Genomic DNA, 25738 nt, shown 5'->3' on the forward strand with positions numbered 1-25738 from the left:
TCCATCGCGTGGACGGGGCCCCGTGCTGTGTGGCGTACAGCGTGCGCTGGGAGGGGATCAGTGGTGGCCGTGGCCGCTGGTGATCTCCTCGTACTCCTCGGCGGTGGGCTTGGCGATCTGGCTCTGCTCGCCGAAGTAGCCCTTGTGGAGCTTCACGCGCAGCTTCTCCATGCGGGAGACCTTGCGCTTGACACCGTTCTCGTCGACGGCCGCCGGCAGCTCGGCCGGGCGGGTCTGCTCGTGCGCGGTGAGCTTGTACAGCTGGCCCGCGTCGAGCGGCTCGTGGACCTCGACGAACTCACCGTGCGGCAGCCGCTTGATGATGCCGGTCTCGCGACCGTGCAGCACCTTCTCGGCGTCCCGGCGCTGGAGGCCCAGGCAGATCCGCTTGGTGACGATGAACGCGACGACCGGGCCGACGAAGAACGCGATCCGGACGAACCAGGTGATGGCGTTGAGCGACAGGTTGAAGTTGGTCGCCCACAGGTCGTTGCCACCACCGACCAGCATCACCATGTACGCGGTCACCCACGCCACACCGATACCGGTGCGGACGGGAGCGTTGCGCGGACGGTCGGCGATGTGGTGCTCGCGGGTGTCCTTGGTGATCCAGGCCTCAATGAACGGGTAGGCCGCGATCGCGAAGAGCACCAGCGGGAAGATCACCAGCGGGATGAACACACCCAGGACCAGCGTGTGGCCCCACAGGTTGATCTCCCAGCCCGGCATCACACGGATGAGGCCTTCGGCGAAGCCCATGTACCAGTCGGGCTGGGCGCCGGTCGACACCTGGTCCGGGCGGTACGGGCCGATCTCCCAGATCGGGTTGATCGAGGCGATCGCCGCGATGACCGCGATGACACCGAACACCAGGAAGAAGAAGCCGCCGGCCTTGGCCGTGTAGACGGGCAGCAGCGGCGCGCCCACGACGTTCTTGTTGGTGCGGCCGGGGCCCGCGAACTGGGTGTGCTTGTGGTAGAAGACCAGGATCAGGTGAGTGATCATCAGGCCGAGCATGATGCCGGGCAGCAGCAGGATGTGGACCGAGTAGAACCGGGCCACGAAGTCGCCGCCGGGGAACTCGCCACCGTAGATGAAGAACGACAGGTACGTGCCGACGACCGGCACGCCCAGGATGGCGCCCTCCATGAAGCGGACGCCGGTGCCCGAGAGCAGGTCGTCCGGGAGCGAGTAGCCGGTGAAGCCGGTGAACATGCCGCAGAAGAACAGCAGGAAGCCGAAGAGCCAGTTGACCTCGCGCGGCTTGCGGAACGCGCCCGTGAAGAACACGCGCATCATGTGCACGAACATGCCCGCGAGGAAGATCAGCGCGGCCCAGTGGTGGATCTGCCGGATCAGCAGACCACCGCGCACATCGAAGCTGATGTGCATGGTCGAGTTGAACGCCTCGGACATCTGTACGCCCTGGAGCGGAACGTAGGAGCCGTCGTAGACGACCTCGTTCATGCTCGGGTGGAAGAACAGTGTCAGGTACACACCCGTGAGGATGATGATGATGAACGTGTACATGCAGATCTCGCCGAGCATGAAGGACCAGTGGTCCGGAAAGATCTTGCGCATGTTGGTCTTGGCGAGGGTGTAGATCCCCAGCCGGCCGTCGGCCCAGTCGGCGAACTTCTCGCCGTTGCCGGGCTCGCGGCGTTCGTCAGTCGTGGTGGTGCTCATCCGCGCTCCCAGAAGGCAGGACCGACGGGCTCTTCGAAGTCGCCGAGCGCTTCGAGGTAGCCCTCGCTGTTCACGCCGATGCGCAGCTGCGGCAGAGCGTGACCGGCCGGGCCGAAGATGACGCGGGCCCCGTCGGAGAGGTCGAAGGTGGACTGGTGGCACGGGCAGAGCACGTGGTGGGTCTGCTGCTCGTACAGGCTGATCGGGCAACCGACGTGGGTGCAGATCTTCGAGAACGCCACGATGCCCTGGTGCGACCACTCCAGCTCGCGCTTGTCCTTGATGTTCTCCGGCTGGAGCCGGACGATCATCAGGGCGGCCTTGGCGATCTGGGTCTGGAAGTCGTGCTGGTCCTCCTCCAGGCCCTCGGGCTTGGCGAAGGTGAGCGAACCGACGGCCACGTCCTCGGGACGCAGCGGCTCGTTGGTGTTCATGTTGATGAGGGCCTTGCCCTTGGCCCACATCGTCTTGCGCAGCTTGTCCTCGGGCAGCGTGCCCAGGTCGCGCAGGAGCACCACACCGGCGAGCGGCACCATGGCCAGCGCGCCGTACATGGTGTTGCGGATCAGCTTGCGGCGGCCGAAGCCGGACTCGCGGACGCCGTCCGCCCAGTCCTGCATGACCTTCTCGCGGACCTCCGGCGGAGCGGCGATCTCGTGACGGTCGTCCGACATCTCCTCGTCGGCCATCAGCGTGCGGGCCCAGTGGACCGCGCCGGCGCCGATGCAGAACAGCGCGACACCCAGGGTCAGACCCAGGGAGAAGTTCAGCGCGCTGACGTGCCCGAACGGGAAGATGTAGACGATCTTGTCGATCGGGAAGATCACGAAGGACGCGATGAAGGCGACCGTGGCGACCATCGAGAGCATGAAGAGACCGGCGACCACGCGCTCGGAGCGCCTGGCAGCCGCCTCGTCGATGTCCTGGACGCGCGGACGGTGGGGCGGCAGCCCCGGGTCCGCGAACGGGTCGCGGGCGCGCTCGACCGAGCCGTGCTCGGGGTCCTGCTCGCTGGGCAGGTTCTCGGAATTGTCTTGGCTACTCATGACTTCTTGGCCTTAGCGGAGTGGGCCGCGATCCAGATGGCGACTGCGATGAGGGCACCGAGGCCGAAGATCCACGCGAACAGACCCTCACTGACGGGACCGAGGCCCCCCAGCGACAGGCCACCGGGGCTCGCCGTCTTCTCACTGTTCACGGCGTCCAGGTACGCGATGATGTCCTGCTTCTGCTTCTGCGGCATCGTCGTGTCGGGGAAGGACGGCATGTTCTGCGGGCCGGTCTGCATGGCCTCGTAGATGTGCTTCGGGTCCACGCCCTCAAGGCTGGGGGCGTACTTGCCGTGCGTGAGCGCACCGCCCTTGCCGGAGAAGTTGTGGCACTGGGCGCAGTTGGTGCGGAACAGTTCGCCACCCTTGGCGATGTCCGCGCCTTCCGGGCTGTACTGCTTCTCGGTCGGCTTGATGGGGCCGGCTCCGAGGGAAGCGACGTACGCGGCGAGCTGGTCGATCTCGGCCTGCGAGTAGATGACCTTCTTCTTCGGCACCTGGGCGCCGGGCTGCTGCGCCGGCATCCGGCCGGTGCCGACCTGGAAGTCCACGGCGGCGGAGCCGACGCCGACCAGGGACGGGCCGTCAGAGGTGCCCTGACCGCCGGTTCCGTGGCAGCTGGCGCAGCCGACGGAGTAGAGCTTCTTGCCCTCGTCGATAGCGAGGGACTGGGCGGTTTCGTCGGCCTTCGCCTTGTCCGCGGGCGCGAACGCGGCGTACAGCCCCCCGGTGGCCGCCAGCGCGAGGAGTAGGACGACGAGCGCCGCCAGCGGATGGCGTCGTCGTGCGGAGAGCTTTTTCACGGATTACCCCGGTGTCAGGATCTTCTGCGTCAGTGCGGGATGGTGTCGGGTCTGCGTGCCCGATTACTTGATCAGGTAGATCGTGGCGAAGAGGCCGATCCAGACGACATCGACGAAGTGCCAGTAGTAGGACACGACGATGGCGGCGGTCGCCTGTTCGTGGGTGAACCTTCTGGCCGCGTAGGTCCTGCCGAGAACCAGCAGGAAGGCGATGAGACCGCCCGTCACATGCATGCCGTGGAAGCCGGTGGTCAGGTAGAACACCGAGCCGTACGGGTCGGAGGACAGCGAGAGGCCGTCCTTCTTCACCAGCTCGGTGTACTCGAAGACCTGGCCTCCGATGAAGATCGCACCCATCACGAAAGTGATCATGAACCAGGTGCGCAGCTTCTTCACATCGCCCCGCTCGGCGGCGAAGACGCCGAGCTGGCACGTGAGGGAGGAGAGCACCAGGATCGTGGTGTTCGTCGCCGAGAACGGAAGGTTCAGCGAGGACGCCATTTCCTTCCAGTGCTCGGCACCCGTCACCGATCGCAGGGTGAAGTACATCGCGAAGAGGGCCGCGAAGAACATCAGCTCGGAACTCAGCCAGATGATGGTTCCGACGCTGGTGAGGTTCGGCCGATTGACCGACGGGTGCGCGTGCCCGGTTTCTACTGTCGTTGCTGTCGCCACGACCGACATTATGTCGGTCGCTTATCTCGCGCTCACTCCGGGGGGTGCCGTTCGGTGTGTCCGCACCCCGTGTCCTGCCCGAACGGCCCATCCGGGCGCTCGCCGAACCGGTGTTGACACGGTGTCGGACGGAGTAGCATCCGCGCATCGGCTCCCGAGCCCGTACCGCCGTCGAATCGGAGGAACAATGCAGTCGAGCGCCACCGTACTTGTCTACAGCGACGACGCGAACACCCGTGAGCAGGTGCGGCTCGCCGCCGGACGCAGGCCCGCCTCCGACGTTCCCCCGGTCACCTTCCTGGAGTGCGCGACCCCGCACGCCGTCCTCAAGGAGCTGGACCGCGGCGGCATCGACGTGTGCGTGCTGGACGGGGAGGCCGTCCCGGCCGGGGGCATGGGCATCTGCCGGCAGATCAAGGACGAGATCTTCCAGTGCCCGCCGGTGCTGCTGCTCATCGGGCGCCCCCAGGACGCCTGGCTGGCCACCTGGAGCCGTGCGGACGCCGCGGTGACCCTCCCGGTCGAGCCGGTCGAGTTCGCCGCCGCACTGGCCGCCCTGCTGCGCCAGCGCCGTCCGGACGGCGCCCTGGCCACCAAGGGCTGATCCCCCCGCCCCAACCCCCACCGGGCAGGCCCTAGACCTGCGGTCGCAGCCGGGCGGAGTTCAGCTTGCTCTGCCCGGCCTTCGCGTCGGCCTGGAGCACGCTGCCCTTGCGCCACTTGTCCCAGTCGACGTTCCAGTCGCCGAAGCCGTTGTCGAAGGGCGTCATGTCCTCGCCGATGCTGTTGACGACCTTGACGATGTCGCCCTCGTTCACCGTCTCGTAGAACCAGGCCGCGTTCCCGGTGGACATGCCCGTACAGCCGTGGCTGACGTTCTCGGCGCCCTGCGAGCCCACCGACCAGGGGGCCGCGTGCACGTACTCGCCGCTCCAGGTGACCCGGGTCGCGTAGTAGACCGGCAGGTCGTACGCGTCGGCGCTGCCGGCCGAGATGCCGACGGTCTCCCCGCGCATACGTACGTAGTACTGCTTGCCCAGCACCACCTTGACGCCGTTACGGGTGGAAAAGCCCGGCTTTCCGGTGGTCACCGGAATGGTATTGATCACTTCTCCATTGCGTTTGACCGTCATGTAGTGCGAGGACGCGTCCGTGATGGCCTCGATGCGGTCGCCCGTGGTGATCTTCAGGGGCTTGGCGGGGCCGCCGTACAGCTTGTCCGCGATCCGCACGCCCTCCAGGCGCGAGGTGGCCCTGACGGTCGCGTGCGCGGGCCAGTACTCCTTGGGCCGGTAGTGGAGCTTCTTGTCGTCCACCCAGTACCAGGCGCCCTCCACCGAAGGCGTGGACTCGACCTTGAGGGCACGCTCGACGACCGAGCGGGCCGCCTTGTCCTTGACGGGCTTGCTGAGCTCCGCCGTGATGGGCTGCCCGACGCCGTACTTGCCCGCGTCCGGGCCGAATTCGACGTTCACGGTGTCTTTGGGCGCGGAGGTGTCGAACGTCAGCGTACGGCGGCCCGGAGCGCCGTCCGAGTCCTCCGTGGAGACCACCACCGTGTAGCGGGTCCCGGCGACCAGCGGGGAGGTGGAGTGCCAGCGGTTGCCGTCGCCGTCGAGCTCGCCCGCGAGGTACCGGCCCGCCGCGTCCGCGGCCGTCACGTCCGTGATGCGCCCGCGGCCACCCCTGGCGGTGATCTCCAGGGGCTTGTCCGGGTCCGCCTTCGCGCTGCCCGACGGACCGTTGTACGCGATCTGGCCCGCCGCGTCGTACGGCTTGGCCGAGAGCGGGTTGCTCTCGGAGTGGCCGCACCCGGCCGCGCCCGCCCCGAGGGCGGTGACCAGCAGGGTGCAGCCGAGGACGGTACGGATACGCGGTGCCTGACTCATGCCCTCACGTTATGAAGGGCGGGCGCGTTCGGCGCGCCGGAGGACTGCAAACGGGCGGCGGCGCCCCCCGGAGGCTCCGGGGCCCCCGGAGCCTCCGGGTACGCGGAAGGGCCCCGCGGGCTCACAACGAGCCGCGGGGCCCTTCACGGGTGCGTACGAGGACCTACTGGTTCTGGTTCTCGCCGCGGTAGTACTCGAACACCCAGCCGTAGATGCCGATGAGGATCAGCGGCGCCGAGAAGTACAGCAGCCACCAGCCCATCGCGATGGCCAGGAACGCGAGCGCGCCACCGATGGCCAGCGAGAGCGGCTGCCAGCTGTGCGGGGAGAAGAATCCCAGCTCACCGGCGTCGTCCGCGACATCGGCCTCCTTGTCGTCCTGCGCGCCCGCGTCGACCCGCCGGGCCGTGAAGGCCAGGTAGAAGCCGATCATCACGCTCAGGCCGAAGGCCATCACGAGAGCGGTGGCACCGGCCGGCTCCTTCGACCACACGCCGTACACGACGGCCATGATCAGGATGAAGACGGAGAGCCAGAGGAACATCTTGCCCTGGATCTTCACTTGCCCGCCTCCTTGCCGCCGGCGAGCGCCGCGTTGTCACCGGCGCCGTGGTTCTCGAGCTGGTCGAGCGCCGCGATCTCCGGGTGGTGCAGGTCGAACGCCGGGGATTCGGAGCGAATACGCGGCAGGGTGAGGAAGTTGTGCCGCGGCGGCGGGCACGACGTCGCCCATTCGAGCGAACGCCCGTAGCCCCACGGGTCGTCGACCTCGATCTTCTTGCCGTACTTGGCGGTCTTCCAGACGTTGTACAGGAACGGCAGGATCGACAGGCCCAGCAGGAAGGAGCTGATGGTCGAGATCGTGTTCAGCGCGGTGAACCCGTCGGCGGCGAGGTAGTCCGCGTAACGACGCGGCATGCCCTCGGCACCGAGCCAGTGCTGCACCAGGAACGTGCCGTGGAAGCCCACGAACAGCGTCCAGAAGGTGATCTTGCCCAGGCGCTCGTCCAGCATCTTGCCCGTGAACTTCGGCCACCAGAAGTGGAATCCGGAGAACATCGCGAAGACCACGGTGCCGAAGATGACGTAGTGGAAGTGCGCGACCACGAAGTACGAGTCGGAGACGTGGAAGTCCATCGGCGGCGAGGCCAGGATGACGCCGGTCAGACCACCGAAGGTGAAGGTGATCAGGAAGCCGACGGCCCAGAGCATCGGTGTCTCGAAGGACAGCGAGCCCTTCCACATCGTGCCGATCCAGTTGAAGAACTTCACACCGGTCGGTACCGCGATGAGGAACGTCATGAACGAGAAGAACGGCAGGAGCACGCCGCCGGTGACGTACATGTGGTGCGCCCACACGGTCACGGACAGACCGGCGATGGCGATCGTCGCGCCCACCAGGCCCATGTAGCCGAACATCGGCTTCCTGGAGAACACCGGGATGACTTCGGAGATGATGCCGAAGAAGGGCAAGGCGATGATGTACACCTCTGGATGGCCGAAGAACCAGAAGAGGTGTTGCCACAGCAGCGCGCCGCCGTTGGACGCGTCGAAGACATGGGCACCGAACTTGCGGTCCGCCTCCAGGGCGAACAGCGCGGCGGCCAGGACCGGGAACGCGAGCAGGACCAGCACACCGGTCAGCAGGACGTTCCACACGAAGATCGGCATCCGGAACATCGTCATGCCGGGTGCGCGCATGCAGATGATCGTGGTGATGAAGTTGACCGAGCCGAGGATCGTGCCGAAGCCGGAGAAGGCCAGACCCATGATCCACATGTCGGCGCCGACGCCCGGCGAGCGGACCGCGTCCGACAGCGGGGAGTAGGCGAACCAGCCGAAGTCGGCCGCGCCCTGCGGGGTGAGGAAGCCACCGACCGCGATGGTCGAGCCGAACAGGTAGAGCCAGTAGGCGAACATGTTCAGCCGCGGGAACGCCACATCGGGCGCGCCGATCTGCAGCGGCATGATCCAGTTCGCGAATCCGGCGAACAGCGGCGTCGCGAACATCAGCAGCATGATCGTGCCGTGCATCGTGAACGCCTGGTTGAACTGCTCGTTCGACATGATCTGCGTGCCGGGGCGGGCGAGTTCGGCGCGCATGAAGAGCGCCATGATCCCGCCGATGCAGAAGAACGCGAACGACGTGACCAGATACATCGTGCCGATCGTCTTGTGGTCAGTGGTGGTCAGCCACTTCACGACGACGTTCCCCGGCTGCTTGCGCCGGACCGGCAGCTCGTTCTCGTACGAGTCGTCTGCTGCCGCGGCACCCTGAGATTCGTTGAGGATGCTCACAGTTTGTTCGTCTCCGCGTTCTTGGCGGGGTCGGTCTGAGCGATGCCCGCCGGCACGTAGCCGGTCTGGCCCTTCGCCGCCAGCTCCTTGAGGTGCTGCTGGTAGCGCTCCGGGGAGACGACCTTCACGTTGAAGAGCATCCGGGAGTGGTCGACACCGCACAGCTCGGCGCACTTGCCGAGGAAGGTGCCCTCCTGGGTCGGGGTCACCTCGAAGGAGTTGGTGTGCCCCGGGATGACGTCCTGCTTCATCAGGAAGGGGACCACCCAGAAGGAGTGGATGACGTCACGGGACGTCAGCACGAAGCGGACCTTCTCGCCCTTGGGCAGCCACAGCGTGGGCCCGGGGTTTCCGGTCTGCGGGTTCCGCGTGCCGGGGATGCCGACGTCGTACACGCCGTCGGCGCCGGCCGGGAAGTCCTTGGTGAAGCGGTCCGGGATGGCGGACAGCTCCTTGGACTTCGCGGCGTCGCCCGTGGCCGGGTTGCCGTCCACGTTCTCGACGTAGTTGAAGCCCCAGCTCCACTGGTAGCCGACCACGTTGACGGTGTGGGCCGGCTTCGGCGAGAGCTCGAGGAGCTTCGACTCATCACGCGCGGTGAAGTAGAACAGCACCGAGACGATGATGAGCGGGACGACCGTGTACAGCGCCTCGATGGGCATGTTGTACCGGGTCTGCGGAGGTACCTCGACCTTGGTGCGGCTGCGCCGGTGGAAGATGACGCTCCACAGGATCAGGCCCCAGACCAGCACGCCCGTGGCGAGCGCTGCCGCCCACGAACCCTGCCAGAGGGAGAGGATCCGGGGAGCCTCCTCCGTCACCGGGGTGGGCATACCGAGGCGAGGGAAGTCTTTCCAGTTGTACGAGCAACCGGAGGCGGTAGCCAGGACCAGGCCCGCGGTCAGCACCTGCAGCAGCTTCCGCCGCATCGGGCGCCGCGACGAGCGGTCGGAGCCGTTGGGACTCACGTAGCGCCTTCCCGAGAGTCTCGCCCGCGCCGGCCGGCTCCGGCCGTCCGTCTCGCTGGTCGGTCGCCGCCCTGGCCGCGGGCAGGGGTTTGGATGTTTATGCGGACCAAACCCTACTGGACGCTATTTGGGGTCGCGCGGGGAGGGTGCCCAACGCGCCGCCGGGGCCCCCGAAGGGGTGGAATCCGGGCCTCCGGGGGGCATCTGACGGCTCTTTCCGTACGGGTGTACGGGGAGTGACGGGGCACGGGGACGCCCTGAGGGGGTGCGCGGCCGTGCCGCCCGCGGCTCCGCCGAGCGGGTGCGGGCGACCCCGGCGCCCCGCCGCCGGACCACACCCCGCCGGCCGGGCCCCCGTAGCGTTAGCGTGATCGCGTGCCCTACTTCGACGCCGCCTCCTCCGCCCCCCTGCACCCCGTCGCCCGCCAGGCCCTGGTGGCCTCCCTCGACGAGGGGTGGGCCGATCCGGCCCGGCTCTACCGCGAGGGCAGGCGGGCCCGGCTGCTGCTGGACGCGGCCCGGGAGGCCGCGGCCGAGGCCGTCGGCTGCCGCCCGGACGAGCTCGTGTTCACCTCTTCGGGTACCCGGGCGGTGCACTCCGGAATTTACGGCTCGCTCGCCGGGCGCCGGCGCGTCGGCCGCCATCTGGTGGTCTCGGCGGTGGAGCACTCCTCGGTGCTGCACGCGGGCGGGGCGCTGGAGGCGGACGGCGGCGAGGTGACGCGGGTGCCGGTCGACCGGACCGGCGCCGTCTCCCCCGCCGAGTACGCCGCCGCCCTGCGCCCCGACACCGCGCTCGCCTGCCTGCAGTCCGCCAACCACGAGGTGGGCACCGCGCAGCCGGTGGGCGAGGTGGCCGCGGCGTGCCGGGAGGCGGGGGTGCCGCTGCTCGTGGACGCGGCCCAGTCGCTGGCGTGGGGCCCGGTCGAGGAGGGCTGGTCGCTGCTGGCCGCGAGCGCGCACAAATGGGGCGGACCCGCGGGGGTGGGGCTGCTGGCGGTCCGCAAGGGCGTCCGGTTCGCGCCGCAGGGCCCCGCCGACGAGCGGGAGTCGGGCCGGGCGGCCGGCTTCGAGAACATCCCGGCGATCGTGGCGGCGGCGGCGTCGCTGCGGGCGGTACGGGCGGAGGCGGCGGCCGAGGCGGAGCGGCTGCGCGGGCTGGTCGACCGGGTGCGCACGGAGGTGGCCCGGCTGGTGCCGGACGTGGAGGTGGTCGGGGACCCGGTGCGGCGGCTGCCGCATCTGGTCACCTTCTCCTGTCTCTATGTCGACGGGGAGACCCTGCTGCACGAGCTGGACCGCGAGGGCTTCTCGGTTTCGTCCGGTTCGTCCTGTACGAGCAGCACCCTGACGCCGAGCCATGTGCTGCGGGCGATGGGGGTGCTGAGCGAGGGGAACGTCCGGGTCTCGCTGCCGCTCGGCACCGAGGCGTCCGACGTGGACCGGTTCCTGGAGGTGCTGCCCGGGGTGGTGGCCTCGGTGCGCACGCGGCTGGGCGCCCCGGCGCCGTCCCCGGCACCCGCCTCGCCCTCGGGCGATCTGACCCTCGACGCCCTGGGCAAGCGCTGCCCGATCCCGGTGATCGAACTCGCCAAGGTGATCGCCGACGTCCCGGTGGGCGGCACGGTCACGGTCCTCGCCGACGACGAGGCCGCCCGCCTGGACATCCCCGCGTGGTGCGCGATGCGGGGGCAGGAGTACGTGGGCGAGGAGGCGCGGGAGCGGGGTTCGGCGTACGTGGTGCGGCGCGTGGCGTAGGTCGCCGCGCGCCCGGGGGCGCGGGCAACCGCGCGCGGCCCCGGCGCACCCGGTCCGGCGGCGGCGCGACCGGGACGGACGTGTGGTCGCCCGCCCCGGTCCCGCCGAGCGGGTTCTCAGCCGAGGTGCGCCCGTACCTCGTCCGCCGCGTCGGTCCCGTACGCCTTGGTGAAGCGGTCCATGAAGTGCGCGCGCCGCAGCTGGTACTCCTGGGTGCCGAGGGTCTCGATCACCAGCGTGGCCAGCATGCAGCCCACCTGCGCGGCCCGCTCGTGGCCCACCCCCCAGGACAGGCCCGACAGGAAGCCCGCGCGGAACGCGTCGCCGACGCCGGTCGGGTCGACCTTGGCGTCCTCCTCCGGGCAGCCGACCTCGATCGCGCCCTCGCCGGTCCGCTCGATGCGCACACCGCGCGAGCCGAGGGTGGTGACGCGGTAGTCGACCTTCCTCAGGATCTCCTCGTCGCTCCAGCCGGTCTTGGACTCGATGAGCCCCTTCTCGTACTCGTTGGAGAAGAGGTACTTCGCGCCTTCGAGGAGCGTACGGATGTCGTCGCCGGACATCCGGGCGATCTGCTGGGAGAAGTCCGCCGCGAAGGGGATGCCCCGCGTCTTGCACTCCTCGGTGTGGCGCAGCATCGCCTCGGGGTCGTCGGCGCCGATCAGGACCAGGTCGAGGCCGCCCACGCGCTCGGCCACCGACTGGAGCTCGATCTGGCGGGCCTCGCTCATCGCGCCCGTGTAGAAGGAGCCGATCTGGTTGTGGTCGGCGTCCGTGGTGCACACGAAGCGGGCGGTGTGCAGAACCTCGGAGATACGGACCGAGTTGGTGTCGACCCCGTGCCGGTCCAGCCAGGCCCGGTACTCGTCGAAGTCGGAGCCGGCGGCGCCGACGAGGATCGGCCCGGTGCCGAGCTGGCCCATCCCGAAGCAGATGTTCGCGCCCACACCGCCCCGGCGCACGTCGAGGTTGTCGACGAGGAAGGAGAGGGAGACCGTGTGCAGCTGATCGGCGACCAGTTGGTCGGCGAATCGGCCGGGGAAGGTCATGAGGTGGTCGGTGGCGATGGAGCCGGTGACTGCGATACGCACGGCTAGGACACTCCTGCGTGGAGGACTGTTGACAACTAACGCTACCGGGTCGACGCGGCTGTGCCGAAGGGCTGAATCTACCCGATAGTAGGCCTTTTTCCGCATGGTTCCCGCTGGCTACGGTGCGGAATATGGAAACCATGAAGCGCACCGGGAACGTCACACCGGCCGTCACGGCCGAACCGAGCCTCGCCGAGCTGCGCGGCGCCTGTGCCCGAATGGCCCCGCACTGGGTGGTCCCGGCGGCCACCGCGCCGGCGCCCGTGCCGCCCTCGCACATCCACGGGGTGTCCGTACCGCCGTCCTCGGTGGAGCTCATCGCCACCATGTCCGAGTACGGCGACTGAGCCCGGCCCCGGACCACTCGCGGGGGCGGCCCCGGCGGGACCCGGGTGACCGGGTGGCGCGCGGAGGGAACCGCGCGCTCCCCCGCTCCGTCCAAGGCCTGTCCCCCGTAAAGGGGATGCGGGATACGACTGGACAGGAGCGATGCGGTGAGCAGCGAGCACACGCAGGATGAGTCGCCACGGCGGCGGACGCGACGGTCGCCGTTCGTCCTCGCCTCGGTCGCGGCGGCGGTGCTGGTCGCGGGCGGCGGCGGGGCCTACTGGGCCTCCACCGCCTCGGGCGGCTCGCCCGCCGCGGGAGGCGCCGCGGACGCGAAGGCCGGGGCGGGAAGGGACGACGGTCCGCCGCCGATCGGCCTGGACAGCGGCAGGGAGGGCATCGCCCCCGGTGAACCGGACCCGAACGGGGTGGTCTACCGCGCCGAGGGGAAGCTGCCCGACGGACCGGCGACCGCGGCGGTCTACCGCCCGGCCGGTACGGTCGGCGAGGCCGAGGTGGCGAAGCTGGCGAAGGTCCTGGGGATCGACGGGCCGCCGCGCCTGGAGGGCGACGTGTGGAAGGCCGGGGTCACCAAGGACGGCGGCGGTCCGGTACTGACGGTCAATCAGAAGGCGCCGGGCAGCTGGACGTTCGCCCGCTACGGCGCCGGCGGCACGGACAACTGCCCCCAGGGCGGCAAGTGCCCCATGCACACCACCGGGGAGGGCGTGGCCCCGGGCGAGCACGACCCGACGAGCCATGGCTCCGCACCCGGCGAGCAGGCCGCCGAAGCGGCGGCCCTGCCCGTGCTGAAGGCCCTGGGCCAGGACGACGCCAAGCTCGACGCCTCCCAGCTGATGGGCGCGGCCCGGGTGGTGAACGCGGACCCGGTGATCGGTGGTCTGCCCACCTTCGGCTGGACGACCGGCATCAAGGTCGGCCCGGACGGGCAGGTGGTCGGCGGCAGCGGCCTGCTGAAGGCGCCGCGGAAGGGTGCCACCTATCCGGTGCTGAGCGCCGAGGAGACCCTGAAGCAGCTCAACGGGTCGGGCGGCGGACGCCCGACGAGCAAGGACTGCACGGGCCCGGTGCCGCTGGAGGAGCCGCAGGGCGAGCCCACCCGGGGCCGGCTGCCGAGCGATCCGCAGCGCAAGCTGCCGAGCGACCCCCAGGGCCCCGGCCGGCAGCCCTGCAAGCAGGGCACGCCCTCGACGGTGACCGTAGACAAGGCGGTGTTCGGGCTCTCCGCGCAGTACGTGGACGGGCAGCAGATCCTCGTGCCGTCCTGGCTCTTCCAGGTGAAGCCGACCGGCGCCGAGCGGCCGGTCACCGTCACCGCACCGGCGCTGGCCCCGAAGTACCTGGCGAAGCCGCCCGCGCCGCCGGCCGGGCCCGGCACCGCCCTGCCCGCGCCGTCCGGGTCGTCCCCGGCCGGCCACCAGGCGCTGGTGTCGTACGCGGTGGACCAGGACGGCCGCACCCTGACCGTCACCTTCTGGGGCGGGATCTGCGACAGCTATGCGGCGACGGCGGACGAGAGCGGCGACCAGGTCCGGGTCACGGTGGGGGTCGCGCACCACGACCCCAAGAAGATCTGCGCCATGGTGGCCAAGAAGGAGACGGTCACGGTGACGCTGCACCAGACGCTGGGAGCGCGTGAGGTGGTCGACGCCAACACCGGCAAGCCGCTGCCGAAGGGCTGAGCGAGCGGCGCCGCACATGACGAAGGCGGGCACCCCCGAGGGGGCGCCCGCCTTCTTCGTCGTGCTGAGGCGCGCTTCAGTGCGTTTTAGCTGAAGGAGTCGCCGCAGGCGCAGGAGCCCGTCGCGTTCGGGTTGTCGATCGTGAAGCCCTGCTTCTCGATGGTGTCTACGAAGTCGATCGAGGCGCCGCCCAGGTACGGGGCGCTCATACGGTCGGTGACGACCTTCACACCGTCGAAGTCCTTGACGACGTCGCCGTCGAGCGAGCGCTCGTCGAAGAAGAGCTGGTAGCGCAGGCCGGAGCAGCCGCCGGGCTGGACGGCGACGCGCAGGGCGAGGTCTTCCCGGCCTTCCTGGTCAAGGAGGGCCTTGACCTTGGCCGCGGCGGCGTCGGACAGGAGGATGCCGTCGCTCACAGTGGTGGTCTCGTCCGATACGGACATCTGCTTCTCTCCCGGGTTGTACGGAGACTGCTTGCCGACGGTTGCAACCGGCGGGGCGCCGGATTCATTCCGGGCCGTGCGTGGGCCGCGGCCGTGCCGGGGTCCACCTTCATGCTCGCACACCCCGGCGCGGGCCGGAAAAGGCCTGGGGAAACCCGGGGGAACCCGGGGGACCCCTGGGGGCCCCTGGGGAACTGCGGGGAAAAACCGCCGCCGCTGGGGCGGAGCCCGGGTGGAGGGGGGTGTGTCACATCGACGCTATGGCCATCGTCAAACTGACGTGAAGCAGTTATGATAGATAGCGTCATTTAGACGAAAACTCGTCTGCGAAAGAGAAAGGGTGCGTGACGTGACCACCGCCCAGCCCAGGCAGGATCTCGCTGTCCAGCCGTCGCCGCTCGCCCTGCTGCTGCTCGGCCGTGAGGCCGACCCGAAGAGCGAGCGCGGTGTGGAGTGCCCCGGCGACCTGCCGTCCCCGTCCGACCCGGACCTGGTGGCACGCGCCCGCGCGGCCAAGGAGAGGCTCGGGGACAAGGTCTTCGTCCTCGGCCACCACTACCAGCGCGACGAGGTCATCCAGTTCGCCGACGTGACCGGTGACTCCTTCAAGCTGGCCCGGGACGCCGCCGCGAAGCCGGAGGCCGAGTACATCGTCTTCTGCGGTGTGCACTTCATGGCCGAGTCCGCGGACATCCTGACCTCGGACGAGCAGAAGGTCGTGCTGCCGGACCTGGCCGCCGGCTGCTCGATGGCCGACATGGCCACGGCCGAGCAGGTCGCGGAGTGCTGGGACGTGCTGACCGAGGCGGGGATCGCCGAGCAGGTCGTGCCCGTCTCGTACATGAACTCCTCCGCCGACATCAAGGCCTTCACCGGCAAGCACGGCGGCACCATCTGCACCTCCTCCAACGCCAAGAAGGCGCTGGAGTGGGCCTTCGAGCAGGGCGAGAAGGTGCTCTTCCTGCCGGACCAGCACCTGGGCCGCAACACCGCCGTCCGCGACATGGGCATGTCGCTGGAGGACTGTGTGCTCTACAACCCGCACAAGCCGAACGGCGGCCTCACCGCCGAGCAGCTGCGGGACGCCAAGATGATCCTGTGGCGGGGCCACTGCTCGGTGCACGGCCGGTTCTCGCTGGACTCGGTCAACGACGTACGGGAGCGGATCCCGGGCGTGAACGTGCTGGTGCACCCCGAGTGCCGGCACGAGGTCGTGGCCGCGGCGGACTACGTGGGCTCGACGGAGTACATCATCAAGGCCCTGGAGGCCGCGCCGCGCGGGTCCAAGTGGGCCATCGGCACGGAGCTGAACCTGGTCCGCCGTCTGGCGAACCGATTCGCCGCGGAGGACAAGGAGATCGTCTTCCTCGACAAGACGGTCTGCTTCTGCTCGACGATGAACCGGATCGACCTGCCGCACCTGGTGTGGACCCTGGAGTCGCTGGCGGACGGCAAGCTCGTCAACCGGATCCAGGTGGACGCGGAGACGGAGAGCTTCGCGAAGCTGGCGCTGGAGCGGATGCTGGCGCTGCCGTAGCGCCCCGTTCCGGCCCGGCCTTCGTCCGCGGCCGGGTGGCTGGTCGCGCAGTTCCCCGCGCCCCTGAACACGCCCCTGCGGGGCGCCCAGGGGGCGCGGGGGCACGAGCCCCGGTTATTCGACCCTCGGCCGCACGAGCCCCGACTCGTACGCGATCACCACCAGTTGGGCCCGATCGCGCGCCCCCAGTTTCGCCATCGCCCGGTTGACGTGGGTCTTGACCGTGAGCGGGCTGACCACCAGGCGTTCGGCGATCTCGTCGTTGGACAGGCCCCCCGCCACCTGGACGAGGACCTCGCGCTCACGGCCGGTGAGGGCCGCCAGGCGCTCCGCGTGGGCGCCGGGCGGCTCGCCCGAGCCGTCCCAGCTGCCGCCCTGGGCGAGGAAGCTGGCGATCAGTCCCTTGGTGGCCACGGGCGACAGCAGCGCCTCGCCCGCCGCCGCGATCCGGATGGCGTTCAGGAGTTCGTCCGGCTCGGCGCCCTTGCCCAGGAAGCCCGACGCGCCGGCCCGCAGGGACTGCACCACGTACTCGTCGACCTCGAAGGTCGTGAGCATGACGACGTGGACATCGGCGAGCTCCGGGTCCTGGCTGATCATGCGGGTCGCGGCGAGCCCGTCCGTGCCGGGCATCCGGATGTCCATCAGCACCACGTCGGCCCGGGTCGCCCGGGCCACCGCCACCGCCTCGGCCCCGTCGGACGCCTCGCCCACCACGAGCATCCCCGGCTCGGAGTCGACGAGCACCCGGAACGCGGAGCGCAGCAGCGCCTGGTCGTCCGCGAGTACCACCCTGATCGTCATGCGCAGCCTTCCCCCGGTCCCTCGGCCGCCCGGACGGCCTCGGCCGCCTTGCGGGCCTCCGCCGTGCGGGCCGTGTCGGCCGCCTTGACGGGAAGTATCGCCTGCACCCGGAAGCCGCCGCCGTAGCGGGGTCCGGCGGTGCAGGTGCCGCCCAGCGCGCTGACGCGCTCGCGCATCCCGAGCAGGCCGTGGCCGCCGCCGTCGCCCCCGGTGGCGCCGTCGCCCGGACCGGTGCCGTTGTCGATGACCGTGACCTCCGCGTTCGGCCCCACCCGCACCACGCTGACCTCGGCCCGCGCGTCGGGGCCCGCGTGTTTGCGTACGTTGGTCAGGGCTTCCTGGATCACCCGGTACGCGGCGAGGTCCACGGCCGCCGGAAGTCCCGCGCGTACGGCCGGATCGAGGGCGGCGAGCTCGACCGGCAGCCCCGCCCGGCGGAAACCGCCCAGCAGGTCGTCCAGGAGCGCGAGGCCCGGGGCCGGCTCGGTGGGCGCCTCGGGGTCGCCGGACTGGCGCAGCAGGCCGACGGTGGCACGCAGCTCGTTCAGCGCCGAACGGCTGGCCTCCCGTACGTGCGCGAGGGCCTCCTTGGCCTGGTCGGGGCGCTTGTCCATGACATGGGCCGCGACCCCGGCCTGGACGTTGACCAGCGCGATGTGGTGGGCCACGACGTCGTGCAGATCGCGGGCGATGCGCAGCCGCTCCTCCGCGACCCGGCGCCGCGCCTCCTCCTCGCGGGTGCGCTCGGCCCGCTCGGCGCGCTCGCGGATGGACTCGACGATGGCCCGGCGGCTGCGGACGGCGTCCCCCGCGGTCGCGGCGAGCCCGGTCCAGGCGAGCACGGCGACGTTCTCCTGCGCGTACCAGGGCGCGTCCCCGAAGACCATCGCGGTGGCCGTGAGGACGCCCATGGTGGTGATGCCGACGCGGTAGGTGGTGGCGCGGTCGGTGTGCGCGGCGACCGTGTACAGCGCGACGACGGGGGCGATGGCGATGGGGGCGGGCGGGTTGCCCGCGAGGAGGTCGGCGACGGTGACGCCGCCGGTCAGCCCGAGGACCGCGAGCGGGTTGCGGCGGCGCAGCGCCAGCGAGACGGCGCCGAGCGCCGCGAGGACGAGGGCCGTCACGCTCGGGGTCCGGGTCCCGAAGACGGGCCCGTTGGAGCCGTGGGGGTCGGCGAAGGAACCGACGACCATGCAGACGAGGACGACCCCGGCGAGAGCGGCGTCCCCGGCGAGGGGGTGGGCGCGGAGCCATCCGTGGATGCGGGCGAACGTCACGCCTCCCTACGGTACGGGGCGCGCCCGGCGCGCGGGGACGCCCTCGCGTGCCCGGCCGGCCGGGGACCGGCCCGGCGCGCCGGGGGCCGGCGGGCGGCGGTCCGCGCGCTCGGCCGCGGTGCGGGCCGAGGGATCTTCCCCGCTCGATCGCTGGGCCACGAGGGCGATCTCCCGGCCACGACTGCGGCGCTCACCGGCCGGTGTACCGCAGTCTGCCTCTGGCGCCACACCGGTGGCCCGTGCCGCAGCCCAAGGAGAGGTCCATGCCCCGACTCCCGCACCTGGCCGGAATCGCCGTGACCGCCGTCGCCCTCGGCGTACTCGCGTCGGCTCCCGCGTCCGGTGACGAGCCGATCGTGTCGCATCCGCGTGTGGTCGCCCACTTCGACTTCACCGCCGGCGAGACACCCGAGAACATCGCGCTGGAACCCGACGGCTCCGCCGATCTGACCTTCGCCTTCGCCCGTCAGGTCGCCAACGTCACCCGGCACGGGGACATCCGCAGACGCGTCACCCTGCCCGCCGTCGCCCACCCGAACACCCCCCTCGTCCACAACGCCGTCGTCCTCGGCATCGCCCGCGCCCATGACGGCACCCTCTACGTCAACTACGCCACCGGCACCAGTAAGACCGGTATCTGGCGCATCGCGCCCGGCGGCAGGCCCCGGCAGATCGTGAAGCTGCCGCCGAACGGGCTGCCCAACGGACTCGCCCTCGACGAACACCGGGGCGTGCTCTACGCGGCCGACTCGGTGCTGGGGGTCGTCTGGCGCGCACCGGTGGCAGGAGGCCGGCGCACCGCGTGGGCCACCGGGACGGCCCTCGACCCGGTCCCGTCCGGCACCGGTTTCGGCGCCAACGGCATCAAGGTCCACGACGGCGCCGTCTGGGTCTCCAACACCGACCGGGGGACCCTGCTGCGCGTCCCCGTACGCCGCCACGGCTCCGCGGGCAGGATCCAGGTCCGGGCGACGGACCTGGACGGCATCGACGACTTCGCGTTCACCTCGCGCCACGCGGACACCGTCCTCGCCGCGGTGGACAGCACCAGCGAGGTGGCCCTGGTGCGCCCCGACGGCACCCACTCCATCGTCCTCACCCAGCAGGACGGGCTGACCAACCCGACCTCCGTGGCCGTACGCGACCGGACGGTCTACGTCCCCAGCGCCTCGTATTTCGCCCCCGAGCCGGACCCGAACCTGCTCCTGGCCCGGCTTAACCGCGGCTGAGGCCCGATCGGGCGGGACAAGGGGCGGGCCCGCTCGGCGGGCCCGCCCCTTTTTCGTCGCTCCGGCTAGCCCGGGATCAGACCGTCGTCGCTGAGCATGTCCCTGACCTCGTCCAGGGTGGCGTCCTCCGCCGGGAGGATGAGCTCCGACGGCTCCAGGGCGTCGTCCGGGAGGGGCTCGCCCCGTCGCCGGACCGCGTCGAGGAGGGCGGTCAGGGTGCGGCGGAAGCCCTCCTCGTCACCCGCTTCCATCTCCTCCAGCAGCTCGTCGTCCAGCTTGTTGAGCTCGGTGAGGTGGCTGTCGGCCAGCTTCACCTGGCCCTCCCCCATGATCCGTACGATCATGGCGACTCCTCCTTGGCCCTCGGCCCTACTGCTTGTCGAAGCGGGGGGTCTGCTGCTGCGGACGGTCCTGCGGGGCACCGGTGCCGCCCTCGATGGCCTGCTGGCCCGACGTACCACCGGTCAGCTCGGCCTTCATCCGCTGCAGTTCCAGCTCTACATCCGTACCACCGGAGATGCGGTCGAGCTCGGCCTGGAGATCGTCCTTCTGGAGGCCGGACTGGTCGTCGAGGGCCCCGGAGGCCAGCAGCTCGTCGATCGCGCCCGCCCGCGCCTGGAGCTGAGCGGTCTTGTCCTCGGCCCGCTGGATGGCCATGCCGACGTCGCTCATCTCCTCGGAGATGCCCGAGAAGGACTCGGCGATCCGGGTCTGCGCCTGGGCCGCCGTGTAGGTCGCCTTGATCGTCTCCTTCTTCGTACGGAAGGCGTCGACCTTGGCCTGGAGCCGTTGGGCCGCGAGGGTGAGCTTCTCCTCCTCGCCCTGGAGGGTCTGGTGCTGCGTCTCCAGGTCGGTGACCTGCTGCTGGAGCGCGGCGCGGCGGGACAGCGCCTCGCGCGCCAGGTCCTCGCGGCCGAGCGCCAGCGCCTTGCGGCCCTGGTCCTCCAGCTTGCTGGACTGGCTCTGGAGCTGGTTCAGCTGCAGTTCGAGCCGCTTGCGGGAGGTCGCCACATCGGCCACGCCGCGGCGCACCTTCTGGAGCAGCTCCAGCTGCTTCTGGTACGAGTAATCGAGGGTCTCGCGCGGGTCCTCGGCCCGGTCAAGGGCCTTGTTCGCCTTCGCGCGGAAGATCATCCCCATACGCTTCATGACACCGCTCATGGGCTTCGCGCGCCCCCTTCTGACGGACTCCGGCTCCAGCTTGCGACAGAACCCACAGTACGGGCCCTGCATCCATTACCGCACTGTTCGGACGTGGATGCGGTCATCCCCAAGGACGACTGCGTCCCCGCGCGCTCCGGCGCAGGGAGTAGGTGACGGTCGGGGACCGGGCACTTACTTCCCGCGTCCGCGCCCGCCCACACCCCTGGTGACGCAAGGCGTTGCCGGATCGTTCCCCACCGGCCTGTGGTCCCTGCCCGCGACCCCGTACCCTTGGTCTTTGTGTTCCGTAGCCGTTCCAACGAAGCGAAGGCCCCCACCGACAAGGTGACGGCGGACCTCTCCAAGCAGCCCCGCGACCCCGAGGCCCCCAAGGGCCGGCCCACGCCCAAGCGGAGTGCGGCCCAGACCCAGCGCCGTCGGGCGTCGACCGTGCCGACCGACCGCAAGGAGGCCGCCAAGCGCCAGCGCGAGGTCCGCCGGATCGAGCTGGCCAAGCAGCGCGAGGCGCTCGCCAACGGCGACCAGCGCTATCTGCCGGCCCGCGACCGGGGTCCCGTACGCAAGTTCGTGCGCGACTACGTCGACTCGCGGTTCTGCATCGCCGAGTTCTTCCTGCCGCTCGCCGTGATCATCCTGGTCCTGTCGATGGTCCGGATCGGCAGCCTCCAGAACATCGCGCTGCTGCTGTGGCTCGCCGTGATCGTGCTGATCGTCGTCGACTCCATCGGTCTGGCCTTCCGTCTGAAGAAGCAGCTCAAGGAGCGCTTCCAGGACGAGCCGACCAAGGGCGCGGTGGCGTACGGCCTGATGCGTACGCTCCAGATGCGCCGGCTTCGACTGCCGAAGCCGCAGGTCAAGCGCGGGGAACGGCCCTGAGCACGGACGTCGCCGCCTTCAGCGGCGCCTCCGGCAACTGGCTGCGGGGCCTGGGCGGTCTGCGCAACACCGTGCGCCAGGAGCTCGTGGCCCGTCAGCTCGACGAGCAGATAGCCGGCCGGTTCCCGGTCGGCCAGCGGCTGCGCGTCCTCGACGTGGGTACGGGCCAGGGCACCCAGGCCCTGCGCCTGGCCCGGGCCGGGCACACCGTGACGGGCCTGGAGTCCGACCCGGAGATGCTCCGGGTCGCGCGCGAGGCGCTGCTGACGGAGCCGGAGGGCATCCGCGAGCGGGTCCGCCTCGTCGAGGGCGACGGCAACGAGACCGGCGTCCACTTCCTGCCCGGCTCCTTCGACGTGGTGCTCTGCCACGGGGTGCTGATGTACGTCCGGGAGCCCGACGCGATGCTCGCGGGGCTGGCCCGGATGCTCGCGCCCGGGGGGCTGCTGTCGCTGCTCGTACGGAACGCGGACGCGCTGGCCATGCGGCCGGGGCTGGCCGGGGACTGGGAGGGGGCGCTGGCCTCCTTCGACACCGACGCGTACACCAACCGGCTCGGGCTGTCCGTCCGGGCCGACCGGCTCGACACGTTGACGCGGACGCTGGACGGGATCGCCGCCCCGCTGCACGCCTGGTACGGCGTGCGGGTCTTCACCGACAACGTGCCCAACGACGTGCAGCTGCCCGCGGCCGACGAGCTGGACCGGCTGCTGGCCGCCGAGGACCGGGCCGGGCGTACCGACCCCTACCGGCGGGTCGCCGCGCTGCTCCATCTGTGCGGGGTGCGGGGGTAGTCGGGCAGCGGCGGGGGCCCGGATCGCCGGCCCCCGGTGTCAGGTGAGTCCGGCCCTTTTCACGTCCTCCTTACGTGACCTCTGACGACTCCCGCTCCAAACTGCCCGCCCGGGACACCTGGCGGGCCCTCTACCGCCACTTCCGGCCGCACCGCGCCACCGTCGCCCTCGGCGCGCTGCTGACCCTCGCCGGGTCCGCCACCGGGCTCGCCCAGCCGCTCGCCGCCAAGGCCCTGGTGGACCGGCTCGGCGGGGACGAGCCGATCGCGGGCGTGCTCGTCCTGCTCACCGCGCTCGTGGTGCTGGGCACGGTCGTCGAGTCGTGCGGGGCGTACGTCCTGGAGCGCACCGCCGAGTCCGTCGTCCTCGCCGCCCGGCGCTCCCTCATCGGCCGGCTGCTGCGGCTGAGGCTGCCCGAGGTCGAGCGGCTGCCCCCGGGCGACCTGATGTCCCGGGTGACCTCCGACACCACCCTGCTGCGGGCCGTCACCACCCAGTCCGTGGTCTCGGCGGCCACCGGCGGCCTCACCTTCCTCGCGACGATCGCGATGATGGCGTACATGGACGCCGTACTGCTCGGCGTGACGCTCGGCGTGATCGTCCTGATCGGCTCGGCGGTGGCCCTGGTGATGCCGCAGATCGCCCGGTCCACCGCGCGGGCCCAGGAGTCGGTGGCCGAGATATCCACCGTCCTGGAGCGGGCGTTCGGCGCGTTCCGCACGGTCAAGGCCTCCGGCGCCGAGGAGCGCGAGACGGCGGTGGTGGACGCCGCCGCCGAGGAGGCCTGGCGGCACGGGGTGCGCTCGGCCAAGTGGCAGTCGGTGGCCGGGACTTCGGTCGGCCTCGCGGTGCAGGTGTCGTTCCTGTCGGTGCTCGGCATCGGCGGCGCCCGGGTCGCCTCGGGGGCGATCTCGGTATCGACGCTGGTGGCGTTCCTGCTGTTCCTGTTCTATCTGATCGATCCCGTCTCCCGGCTGGTGCAGGCCGCCACGCAGTACCAGGTGGGCTCGGCCGCGATCGCCCGGATCGAGGAGGCCGAGCGCCTGGAGACCGAGGTGTCCGCGGCGCCGTCCGCCGCGCCCGCCGCCACCGGGCCCGCCCCGGTGGTCTTCGACGAGGTGACCTTCCGCTACCGCGACGACCTCCCGTACGTCCACCACGGTGTCTCCTTCGAGGTGCCCGGCGCCGGGATGACCGCCTTCGTGGGGCCCTCGGGCGCGGGCAAGACGACCGTCTTCGCGCTGATCGAGCGGTTCTACGAGGCGACCGGCGGCCGGGTCCTGATCGACGGCCGGGACGTGCGCGACTGGCCGCTGGCCGAACTGCGCGCCGCCATCGGCTACGTCGAGCAGGACTCCCCCGTGCTGGCCGGGACCGTCCGCGAGAACCTCGTCTTCGGCGCCCCGGACGCCACGGACGAGGACATCGCCGACGTCCTCGTACGGGCGAAGCTGGACACGCTGGTAGAGCGGCTCCCGGACGGTCTGGACACCGTGGTCGGACACCGGGGCTCCAAGCTGTCGGGCGGCGAGCGGCAGCGGGTGGCGATCGCGCGGGCGCTGCTGCGGCGGCCGAGGCTGCTGCTCCTGGACGAGGCGACCTCGCAGCTGGACGCGGTCAACGAGCTGGCGCTGCGGGACGTGGTGGCCGAGGCCGCGCGGCAGACCACGGTCCTGGTGGTGGCGCACCGGCTGTCCACCGTGACGCTGGCGGACCGGATCGTGGTCATGGAGGCGGGGAAGGTACGGGCGGTGGGCACCCACGCGGAGCTGGTGGCCGGGGACCCGCTCTACGGGGAGCTGGCGGCGACCCAGTTCCTGGCGACGGCCTGATCCGCGTTCCCGGCCTGATCCGTGTCCCCGGCCTGATCCGTGTTCCCGGCGGCGGCCAGTGCGCCGATCGGGCCGTCCCGACCTGTTCGGACCGTCGCGGGGGGCCTCCGTCCGGGGCCGCGGCGATACTGCGGAACATGGATGCATCCGTGACCCGCGGCCGGGTTCGCCGGCTGCTGCTCCCCGTGACGGCGGCCTTCGCCACGGCCGCCCTGCTGGCCGGCTGCTCCGGCGCCGGCTCCGGTGGTGCGCACTCCTCCCCGGCGCGGGCCGATGTGGCCGCACCGAGGAAGGCCGAGGCGCCGCGCAGGGCGGACGGCGGCGGCCTCCAGGCCGACTACGAGAGGGTGATCAAGGACGTACTGTCGTCGGTCGTCCAGATCGACGCGGCCAACAGCCTGGGCTCCGGCGTCGTCTACGACACCCAGGGGCACATCGTCACCAACGCCCATGTGGTGGGCGGCGAGAACACCTTCAAGGTCTCCACCGCCACCGGCGGCGGCGCGATCGGGGCCAGGCTGGTGGCGGCCTATCCCGAGCAGGACCTCGCCGTGATCAAGCTGGACTCGGTGCCGAAGGGGCTCAGGCCGGCCAGGTTCGGCGACTCCGCGAAGGTGGAGATGGGCCAGATCGTGCTGGCCATGGGCTCACCGCTGGGGCTGTCCAGCAGCGTCACCCAGGGCATCGTCTCGGCGACCGGCCGCACGGTCACCGAGAGCCGGGCGGGCGGCGGGACCGGCGCCACCATCGGCAACATGGTGCAGACGTCGGCGGCGATCAACCCCGGTAACAGCGGCGGCGCGCTGGTCAACCTGGACAGCGAGGTCATCGGCATCCCGACGCTGGCGGCGACCGACCCGGACATGGGCGGCAGCGCGGCCCCCGGCATCGGTTTCGCCATCCCGGTCTCGATGGTGCGGACCGTCGCGGACCAGATCATCAAGAGCGGCAAGGTGACCGACTCCGGGCGGGCGGCGCTGGGCGTGACCGGGCGTACGGTCGTCGACTCCGGCTACCGGCCCGCGGGCGTCGCCATCGTCGAGGTGAAGCGGGGCGGGGCGGCCGACAGGGCGGGGCTGCGGGCCGGGGACATCATCACCCGGCTCGGGGAGACCGACATCGGCACGATCACCTCCCTGTCGGAGGCGCTGGCCGCGGCCAAGCCCGGCCAGACCGTCCAGGTGACCTACAGCCGCGGCGGATCGGTGAAGACCGCGACGGTCACCCTCGGCGAGATCTGAGACGGCGGGGGCGGGGCGGCCGGAGCCGCGACAGGCAGGATCCGGGACGGCGGCGGCCGGGGCGGCAGGAGCCGAGACGGCAGGAGTTGAGACGGCACCGGCCGGGAGCCGGTACGGGCGGATCCGGGCCGGGCGGATCCGGGTCGCCGTCCGGTACCAGGCTCGCCGGCAGGCCCCGTACACACGCCCCGCGCGCGGCGGGGGGGGGGGGGGGGGGGGGGGGGGGGGGGGGGGGGGGGGGGGAGGGGGGGGGGGGGGGGGGGGGGGGGGGGGGGGGGGGGGGGGGGGGGG

The 25738-nt window shown here is 71.0% G+C and carries 24 protein-coding genes; 10 read left to right on the plus strand and 14 right to left on the minus strand.

All coding sequences use genetic code 11. The features are described from left to right. Nucleotides 1–57 precede the first annotated feature (57 nt). From qcrB to ctaE, 4 genes are all read right to left on the minus strand, one after another. A complete protein-coding gene (gene qcrB, locus ACZ5ID_RS15050; RefSeq protein ID WP_406553729.1) occupies nucleotides 58–1686 on the minus strand; it encodes a cytochrome bc1 complex cytochrome b subunit in 1629 nt (542 codons plus the stop codon). Next, nucleotides 1683–2732: a cytochrome bc1 complex Rieske iron-sulfur subunit gene (gene qcrA, locus ACZ5ID_RS15055; protein ID WP_358833669.1), complete on the minus strand. Its 1050-nt coding sequence runs from the start codon at nucleotides 2730–2732 to the stop codon at nucleotides 1683–1685. Before qcrA ends, qcrB begins: the two co-directional genes overlap by 4 nt. Next, entirely contained in the window at nucleotides 2729–3538 is an 810-nt protein-coding gene (gene qcrC / locus ACZ5ID_RS15060; RefSeq protein WP_358833668.1) for a cytochrome bc1 complex diheme cytochrome c subunit, read from the minus strand. The genes qcrA and qcrC overlap by 4 nt, the downstream gene beginning before the upstream one ends. Nucleotides 3539–3601: 63 nt before the next feature. Beyond that, nucleotides 3602–4222 (minus strand): aa3-type cytochrome oxidase subunit III, encoded by a 621-nt coding sequence (gene ctaE, locus ACZ5ID_RS15065; protein WP_358833667.1) that lies wholly within the window; start codon nucleotides 4220–4222, stop codon nucleotides 3602–3604. A gap of 178 nt (nucleotides 4223–4400) precedes the next feature. Between ctaE and ACZ5ID_RS15070 the strand changes: the two genes are divergently transcribed. Then, nucleotides 4401–4817 (plus strand): hypothetical protein, encoded by a 417-nt coding sequence (locus tag ACZ5ID_RS15070; RefSeq protein WP_468897460.1) that lies wholly within the window; start codon nucleotides 4401–4403, stop codon nucleotides 4815–4817. Nucleotides 4818–4848: 31 nt separating this feature from the next. Here ACZ5ID_RS15070 and ACZ5ID_RS15075 read toward each other — a convergent pair whose 3' ends face one another. From ACZ5ID_RS15075 to ctaC, 4 genes are all read right to left on the minus strand, one after another. Further along, nucleotides 4849–6102, minus strand: coding sequence for a L,D-transpeptidase (locus ACZ5ID_RS15075; RefSeq protein ID WP_468897462.1), 1254 nt, complete (start codon nucleotides 6100–6102; stop codon nucleotides 4849–4851). A 163-nt stretch (nucleotides 6103–6265) separates the two neighbouring features. Further along, nucleotides 6266–6664 carry a cytochrome c oxidase subunit 4 gene (locus ACZ5ID_RS15080; RefSeq protein ID WP_358833664.1) on the minus strand — a complete coding sequence of 133 codons (399 nt, stop codon included), beginning with the start codon at nucleotides 6662–6664 and terminating at the stop codon, nucleotides 6266–6268. After that, the gene (gene ctaD, locus ACZ5ID_RS15085; protein WP_406553732.1) at nucleotides 6661–8400 is read right to left on the minus strand and encodes an aa3-type cytochrome oxidase subunit I; all 1740 of its coding nucleotides are present in this window, start codon (nucleotides 8398–8400) and stop codon (nucleotides 6661–6663) included. The genes ACZ5ID_RS15080 and ctaD overlap by 4 nt, the downstream gene beginning before the upstream one ends. After that, nucleotides 8397–9368 (minus strand): aa3-type cytochrome oxidase subunit II, encoded by a 972-nt coding sequence (gene ctaC, locus ACZ5ID_RS15090; RefSeq protein WP_406553733.1) that lies wholly within the window; start codon nucleotides 9366–9368, stop codon nucleotides 8397–8399. Before ctaC ends, ctaD begins: the two co-directional genes overlap by 4 nt. Nucleotides 9369–9743: 375 nt before the next feature. Between ctaC and ACZ5ID_RS15095 the strand changes: the two genes are divergently transcribed. Continuing rightward, complete coding sequence (locus ACZ5ID_RS15095) at nucleotides 9744–11126, plus strand: aminotransferase class V-fold PLP-dependent enzyme (protein ID WP_468897464.1); 1383 nt, start codon at nucleotides 9744–9746, stop codon at nucleotides 11124–11126. 116 nt (nucleotides 11127–11242) lie between these two features. Here the strand turns inward: ACZ5ID_RS15095 and ACZ5ID_RS15100 are convergent, their stop codons facing one another. Then, a complete protein-coding gene (locus ACZ5ID_RS15100) occupies nucleotides 11243–12217 on the minus strand; it encodes a carbohydrate kinase family protein (protein WP_468897466.1) in 975 nt (324 codons plus the stop codon). A gap of 131 nt (nucleotides 12218–12348) precedes the next feature. On the opposite strand from ACZ5ID_RS15100, the gene ACZ5ID_RS15105 reads away from it, so the two are divergent. Continuing rightward, nucleotides 12349–12564: a hypothetical protein gene (locus ACZ5ID_RS15105; protein ID WP_468897468.1), complete on the plus strand. Its 216-nt coding sequence runs from the start codon at nucleotides 12349–12351 to the stop codon at nucleotides 12562–12564. 147 nt (nucleotides 12565–12711) lie between these two features. Continuing rightward, nucleotides 12712–14247, plus strand: coding sequence for a hypothetical protein (locus ACZ5ID_RS15110; protein ID WP_468897470.1), 1536 nt, complete (start codon nucleotides 12712–12714; stop codon nucleotides 14245–14247). A gap of 86 nt (nucleotides 14248–14333) precedes the next feature. Here ACZ5ID_RS15110 and ACZ5ID_RS15115 read toward each other — a convergent pair whose 3' ends face one another. Beyond that, on the minus strand, nucleotides 14334–14690 hold the full coding sequence (locus tag ACZ5ID_RS15115) for a HesB/IscA family protein (protein ID WP_159692765.1): 357 nt from the start codon (nucleotides 14688–14690) through the stop codon (nucleotides 14334–14336). A 340-nt stretch (nucleotides 14691–15030) separates the two neighbouring features. Between ACZ5ID_RS15115 and nadA the strand changes: the two genes are divergently transcribed. After that, nucleotides 15031–16227: a quinolinate synthase NadA gene (nadA, locus tag ACZ5ID_RS15120; protein WP_358833657.1), complete on the plus strand. Its 1197-nt coding sequence runs from the start codon at nucleotides 15031–15033 to the stop codon at nucleotides 16225–16227. Nucleotides 16228–16341: 114 nt separating this feature from the next. Here the strand turns inward: nadA and ACZ5ID_RS15125 are convergent, their stop codons facing one another. Then, on the minus strand, nucleotides 16342–17031 hold the full coding sequence (locus ACZ5ID_RS15125) for a response regulator (RefSeq protein WP_406553583.1): 690 nt from the start codon (nucleotides 17029–17031) through the stop codon (nucleotides 16342–16344). Beyond that, nucleotides 17028–18311, minus strand: a complete 1284-nt coding sequence (locus tag ACZ5ID_RS15130) for a sensor histidine kinase (protein ID WP_468897472.1) — start codon at nucleotides 18309–18311, stop codon at nucleotides 17028–17030. Before ACZ5ID_RS15130 ends, ACZ5ID_RS15125 begins: the two co-directional genes overlap by 4 nt. Before the next feature lie 263 nt (nucleotides 18312–18574). On the opposite strand from ACZ5ID_RS15130, the gene ACZ5ID_RS15135 reads away from it, so the two are divergent. Next, complete coding sequence (locus ACZ5ID_RS15135; RefSeq protein ID WP_468897473.1) at nucleotides 18575–19540, plus strand: SMP-30/gluconolactonase/LRE family protein; 966 nt, start codon at nucleotides 18575–18577, stop codon at nucleotides 19538–19540. A gap of 65 nt (nucleotides 19541–19605) precedes the next feature. Here the strand turns inward: ACZ5ID_RS15135 and pspAA are convergent, their stop codons facing one another. Continuing rightward, a complete protein-coding gene (pspAA, locus tag ACZ5ID_RS15140) occupies nucleotides 19606–19884 on the minus strand; it encodes a PspA-associated protein PspAA (protein ID WP_468897475.1) in 279 nt (92 codons plus the stop codon). Nucleotides 19885–19909: 25 nt separating this feature from the next. Further along, entirely contained in the window at nucleotides 19910–20701 is a 792-nt protein-coding gene (locus ACZ5ID_RS15145; protein ID WP_468897477.1) for a PspA/IM30 family protein, read from the minus strand. Between the two features lie 282 nt (nucleotides 20702–20983). On the opposite strand from ACZ5ID_RS15145, the gene ACZ5ID_RS15150 reads away from it, so the two are divergent. From ACZ5ID_RS15150 to ACZ5ID_RS15165, 4 genes are all read left to right on the plus strand, one after another. Next, nucleotides 20984–21580, plus strand: coding sequence for a DUF3043 domain-containing protein (locus ACZ5ID_RS15150; RefSeq protein WP_406553588.1), 597 nt, complete (start codon nucleotides 20984–20986; stop codon nucleotides 21578–21580). 71 nt (nucleotides 21581–21651) lie between these two features. Further along, nucleotides 21652–22374, plus strand: coding sequence for a class I SAM-dependent methyltransferase (locus ACZ5ID_RS15155; RefSeq protein ID WP_468897479.1), 723 nt, complete (start codon nucleotides 21652–21654; stop codon nucleotides 22372–22374). A gap of 74 nt (nucleotides 22375–22448) precedes the next feature. After that, nucleotides 22449–24206: an ABC transporter ATP-binding protein gene (locus tag ACZ5ID_RS15160; protein ID WP_468897481.1), complete on the plus strand. Its 1758-nt coding sequence runs from the start codon at nucleotides 22449–22451 to the stop codon at nucleotides 24204–24206. Nucleotides 24207–24343: 137 nt separating this feature from the next. Further along, nucleotides 24344–25447: a S1C family serine protease gene (locus ACZ5ID_RS15165; protein ID WP_468897483.1), complete on the plus strand. Its 1104-nt coding sequence runs from the start codon at nucleotides 24344–24346 to the stop codon at nucleotides 25445–25447. The last annotated feature ends 291 nt before the right edge of the window (nucleotides 25448–25738 follow it).

This window comes from Streptomyces sp. NPDC031670 (genome assembly GCF_055580545.1).

Coding starts and splice junctions, on each gene's coding strand:
- qcrB (WP_406553729.1), bottom strand. CDS start 1,686: ATGAGCACCACCACGACTGACGAACGCCGCGAGCCCGGCAACGGCGAG.
- qcrA (WP_358833669.1), bottom strand. CDS start 2,732: ATGAGTAGCCAAGACAATTCCGAGAACCTGCCCAGCGAGCAGGACCCC.
- ctaE (WP_358833667.1), bottom strand. CDS start 4,222: ATGTCGGTCGTGGCGACAGCAACGACAGTAGAAACCGGGCACGCGCAC.
- ACZ5ID_RS15070 (WP_468897460.1), top strand. CDS start 4,401: ATGCAGTCGAGCGCCACCGTACTTGTCTACAGCGACGACGCGAACACC.
- ACZ5ID_RS15075 (WP_468897462.1), bottom strand. CDS start 6,102: ATGAGTCAGGCACCGCGTATCCGTACCGTCCTCGGCTGCACCCTGCTG.
- ACZ5ID_RS15105 (WP_468897468.1), top strand. CDS start 12,349: ATGGAAACCATGAAGCGCACCGGGAACGTCACACCGGCCGTCACGGCC.
- ACZ5ID_RS15115 (WP_159692765.1), bottom strand. CDS start 14,690: ATGTCCGTATCGGACGAGACCACCACTGTGAGCGACGGCATCCTCCTG.
- ACZ5ID_RS15125 (WP_406553583.1), bottom strand. CDS start 17,031: ATGACGATCAGGGTGGTACTCGCGGACGACCAGGCGCTGCTGCGCTCC.
- ACZ5ID_RS15135 (WP_468897473.1), top strand. CDS start 18,575: ATGCCCCGACTCCCGCACCTGGCCGGAATCGCCGTGACCGCCGTCGCC.
- pspAA (WP_468897475.1), bottom strand. CDS start 19,884: ATGATCGTACGGATCATGGGGGAGGGCCAGGTGAAGCTGGCCGACAGC.
- ACZ5ID_RS15145 (WP_468897477.1), bottom strand. CDS start 20,701: ATGAGCGGTGTCATGAAGCGTATGGGGATGATCTTCCGCGCGAAGGCG.
- ACZ5ID_RS15165 (WP_468897483.1), top strand. CDS start 24,344: ATGGATGCATCCGTGACCCGCGGCCGGGTTCGCCGGCTGCTGCTCCCC.